Source organism: Nocardioides sp. P5_C9_2 (assembly GCF_054049555.1).
In genome coordinates, this window is the sequence record NZ_JBFUMD010000343.1 from 1 (window position 1) to 4,341 (window position 4,341).

Sequence of the window (4,341 nt, forward strand, 5' to 3'; positions counted from 1 at the left end):
TCCGGGCCCTGCGCAGCATGAACAGCTTCCGGTGGCAGGGACGCGACCTGGGCGCCTGGTTGATGACCATCGCCCGCAACCTCACGACCGACCACTACAAGGCGGGTCGTACCCGGCTGGAGCTCACCACGGAGGACATGAGCCTCCACGACGACGCAACCGACGGACCCGAGGACGCCGTGCTGGAGGGCATGACCAACGAGATCCTGCTCCAGGCCCTCACCGAGCTGCCGACCGAGCAGCGCGAGTGCATCATCATGCGGTTCCTGCAGGGCATGAGCATCGCCGAGACCGCGAGCGCTCTCGACCGCAGCGAGGGCGCCGTCAAGCAGCTCCAGCTGCGCGGCGTACGCAACCTCGCCAAGCTGCTGCCCGAGGGGATGCGGGACGCATGACGACCCCGTGGCGACGCCCGTCCGATGCCGATGAGCTCACCGGACCACGGTACGGATCACGGCGGGAGCCACAGCGGAGATCACGCTGCGTAACCTCCCCGACGGAGGCGTCGTTCATCGGGGTGGAGGGGCACCGCACGGCCGCATCGGGCGGCACTGAGCACGAGACGCAAGGACGGACAGGATGACTGCGCCATTCTCGGCACGACGACGTGCGGAGGAGTTCGACGCCCTGGTCGAGCGCCGGGCCACCGGGGCGGCCGAGACCTCCCCGCGACCACCCCTCACCGAGCACGACGCCGCCCGCTTCGCCGACCTGCTGGCCGTGGTCGACGACCTGCGGGCCGTCCCCGAGATCGCTCCGCGGCCCGAGTTCACCGCCGCGCTGCGCGAGCGCCTGATGGCCGAGGCCCACACCGTCCTGGTGGCCCGACCGGCCCCGGCACGCGACGACGAGGCCCGCCTGGTGCTCCGACCCCGGGCCCGGTCCCGCGACCGCCGCCTCGCGGCGCTCCTCGGCGGGGCCGCCCTCGTCGGCGCCACGACCTCGATGGCGGTCGCCGCCCAGACCGCCCTGCCCGGCGACTCCCTCTACCCCGTCAAGCGGGCGATCGAGGACGCCCGCACCGGCCTCACCACCGACGACGCCGCCCAGGGCACCCGCCTCCTGGCCAACGCCCGCGGCCGGCTGGTCGAGGTCGACCAGCTCGCCGGCGGCAGCTCACGGTCCCGGGACGCGGCGGTGGCCGACACCCTCACCTCGTTCGACGAGCAGGCGACGGAGGCGTCCGAGATCCTGCTCGACGCGTACGCAGAGTCCGGCGACGAGCAGGTCATCACCTCGCTGCGGTCCTTCACCGCCTCCAGCCTCGACCGGTTGGCCCTCCTCGAGCGGACGATCCCGGACTCGGCCCGCGACGAGCTCGTCACCGCCGGCAACACCCTGGCCGAGATCGACGCCCGGGCCGCGACCGCCTGCCCGGCGTGCGGCGGCGGGGTCGCCACCCTGCCGCCCTTCCTGCTCTCGGCCGCGGCACCCGGACAGGACCTCGGGACGGTGCTCAGCACGTCGTCCGCGTCGATCGTCGACCGGGGCCGCACGGACGGACCGGCCGTCACGACGACCATCTCGGGGCAGGACGTCGGCGGCATCGTCGTCCCCGAGCTCGACACCACCCCCGCCGGCGGCACGACGGGYGGCACCCAGGACGGTCCGGGCGGAGCCCCCACCCAGGTGCCGGGCACCGCCGGCGGGGCCGACGACACCGTCGGGGGCACCGTGCCGGGCGCGGTCAAGGGGACCGTCCAGGGCACTCTGAAGGGCACGGTGAAGGGCACCGTGAAGGGCACCGTGGAGGGACCGGTCGACGACGTCACCAAGCTGCTCACCGGCGACGTGCCCGCCCTGGTCAACGAGGTGCCCGTCGTGGGACCCGTGGTGGGACCGGTCGTGGGCGGGGTGCCCGACGTGGCCGGCCCGCTCGAGGAGACCACCGACTCGCTGCTCGACTGAGCTCCGCGTGCCCGCGACCCCGTGAGCTCGCCGGGCGTCAGCGGAAGACGCTGTCGCGCTCCCGGAGCAGCGTGTAGAGCGTCTGCTGGATCGTCTCGCGCACCTGGTCGGTGACGTCGAAGACCAGCATCGGGTCCTCGGCCTCCACCGCGTCGTACTCGTCGGTGCGGATCGGCTCGCCGAACTCGAGCAGCCACTTGGACGGCAGCGGCACCAGGCCGAGCGGGCCCAGGAGCGGGAAGAGCGGGGTGATCGGGATGTACGGCACGCCGAGCAGTCGGGCCAGGTTGGGCAGGTTGCCGATCATCGGGTAGATCTCCTCCGCCCCGACGACCGACAGCGGGACGATGGGGACGCCGGTGCGCAGCGCGGCCGACACGAAGCCGCCGCGACCGAACCGCTGCAGCTTGTAGCGCTCTGCGAACGGCTTGCCGATGCCCTTGAAGCCCTCGGGCCAGACGCCCACCAGCTCGCCGCCGGACAGCATCCGCTCGGCATCCTCGGTGCAGGCCAGGGTGGCACCGCCGCTGCGCGCCATCGCGCTGACCAGCGGCATCCTGAAGACCAGGTCCGCGCCCAGCGGCCGCAGGAACCGGCCCGTCGTGTCGTGGACCGCGACCATGGTCATCAGTCCGTCGACCGGCACCGTGCCGGAGTGGTTGGAGACCACGAGGGCACCCCCGGTGGCGGGGATGTTGTCGGCCCCGCGCACCTCCACGCGGAACCACTTCTCCGCGAGGGGGCGCAGGGCGGTCATGAAGAACCGCTCGGTCAGCTCGGCGTCGAAGCCGTACTCGTCGACGACGTAGTCGCCCGACAGTCGGCGTCGCAGGAAGGCCATCAGCTCGGCGAGCCGCCGCTCCCACTGGTCGCCGAAGAGCTCCACCGCCGCGTGCTGGAAGGCCTGCAGCCAGTCGCCCACCGGGATGCCCGCCAGCGGGTGGCGCTCCTCGGTGGTGGTGGCGGGACGCGGGGCGGCCTGCTCGGCCGCCTCGACCGGGTCGGGGGCCGGCGCGGCAGCGGGCCGGGCTGCCTTGACCGGGGTGGGCCTCGCGGTGGTCCTGCGCGGGGTCGGCGCGAGGTTGCGGGCGGCCGCGGAGGGACGCTGCTTGCCGGTCCCGCGACCGGGACGACCCGACGTACCGATGGGGACGACGTCGGCGCCCTCGGGGCCGGGACGTCGGGACTCAGCCACGGGAGCCGCCGGACCCGGTGCCCACCAGCGTCGGCCCGGAGGCGGTGTGCCGCGGCGCACCCAGGGAGACCCCGAAGTCGGCGAAGGCCGACGCGGTCGTGAAGCGCGGCTCGAAGCCGAGCTCGGTGCGCATCCGCGTGGTGTCCACACCCCGACCGTAGGTCAGGAAGCCGATCTGCTCGGGAGAGAAGTCCGCCATCCGGGCCCGGCGCAGGGTCGAGCCGAGGCGTCCGACCGCCACCGCCGGAAGAGTGACCGACGGCCTGCCCAGGCGGCGGACCGCCTGGGAGAGCATCAGCATGCCGTCGCCGGCGACGTTGAAGGTGCCCGGGCTGCCGGCGGTGACCGCGTGCCTGAGCACGTCGAGCAGGTCGTCCTCGTGCAGGAACTGCAGGCGAGGGTCGAAGCCCAGCACCCGTGGGACGACCGGCAGGCGGAAGTAGCTGGTCATCGGGCTGCTCACGTGCGGTCCGATCACGTTGGCGGCGCGGATCATCGTCACGGCGACGTCGGGCCGGCGCCGCGCGAAGCCGCGGACGTAGCCCTCGACCTCGTAGACGTCCTTGGCRTAGCCCGAGGACGGGAGGCGCTTGGGCCCCATCTCCTCGGTGAACATCGCGGGGTCGCGCGAGCTCGCGCCGTACACCGTGGTGGTGGACTTGACGACCACCTGCTCCAGTCCGGGCGCCTTCTGGCATGCAGCGAGCAGCTGCATGGTGCCCATGACGTTGAGCTCCTTCATGGTGTGACGTCCCCCGGCCGAGCCTGGGGTCGCGATCACGCTCATGTGCACGACGGTGTCGACGTCCTCCTTGGCGAGGACCTTGGCGATGACCGGCGTGCGGATGTCCGCGCGCACGAAGGAGACGTCGCCGATGTCACCGCGTGGTGGCACGACGTCGACGCCGATGACCCGGTCGATGGACGGGTCGCTGGCGGCCGAGCGCGCGAAACGCCGGCCGATGTCCCGGGAGATCCCGGTGACCAGCACGACCCGTCCCATGACCTCCAGCCCCCGGCCCGAGACCTACTTGCCGAGCTTGCGACGCTGGACGCGCGTCTTCTTGAGCAGCTTGCGGTGCTTCTTCTTGGCCATGCGCTTGCGCCGCTTCTTGATGACAGAACCCACAGGGAAACCTTTCGCGTGCGTCGCACGAGCACTCCTGCGCACGTGCGGCGCGCAGGCAGGCGCCCGCGCGACCTGTACAGCCTACTGGCCGCACCGGACGGTGGAGAAT

At 72.7% G+C, this 4,341-nt stretch carries 5 protein-coding genes; 2 read left to right on the plus strand and 3 right to left on the minus strand.

Features of this window, described 5'->3' with window-relative positions; all coding sequences use genetic code 11:
- Together ACXJKL_RS15595 and ACXJKL_RS15600 are read left to right on the plus strand one after the other, a co-directional pair.
- A partial coding sequence (locus ACXJKL_RS15595) for an RNA polymerase sigma factor (RefSeq protein WP_457207948.1) occupies positions 1-395 on the plus strand: 395 nt, incomplete at its 5' end.
- Between the two features lie 184 nt (positions 396-579).
- On the plus strand, positions 580-1,908 hold the full coding sequence (locus tag ACXJKL_RS15600) for a DUF5667 domain-containing protein (protein WP_457207949.1): 1,329 nt from the start codon (positions 580-582) through the stop codon (positions 1,906-1,908).
- A 37-nt stretch (positions 1,909-1,945) separates the two neighbouring features.
- Here the strand turns inward: ACXJKL_RS15600 and ACXJKL_RS15605 are convergent, their stop codons facing one another.
- The 3 genes from ACXJKL_RS15605 to ACXJKL_RS15615 are packed head-to-tail and all read right to left on the minus strand — an operon-like array spanning position 1,946 to position 4,232.
- Positions 1,946-3,103: a lysophospholipid acyltransferase family protein gene (locus ACXJKL_RS15605; RefSeq protein WP_457207950.1), complete on the minus strand. Its 1,158-nt coding sequence runs from the start codon at positions 3,101-3,103 to the stop codon at positions 1,946-1,948.
- Complete coding sequence (locus ACXJKL_RS15610) at positions 3,096-4,106, minus strand: NAD-dependent epimerase/dehydratase family protein (protein ID WP_457207951.1); 1,011 nt, start codon at positions 4,104-4,106, stop codon at positions 3,096-3,098. The genes ACXJKL_RS15605 and ACXJKL_RS15610 overlap by 8 nt, the downstream gene beginning before the upstream one ends.
- 24 nt (positions 4,107-4,130) lie before the next feature.
- On the minus strand, positions 4,131-4,232 hold the full coding sequence (locus ACXJKL_RS15615; RefSeq protein WP_008356322.1) for a 30S ribosomal protein bS22: 102 nt from the start codon (positions 4,230-4,232) through the stop codon (positions 4,131-4,133).
- Between the last annotated feature and the right edge of the window lie 109 nt (positions 4,233-4,341).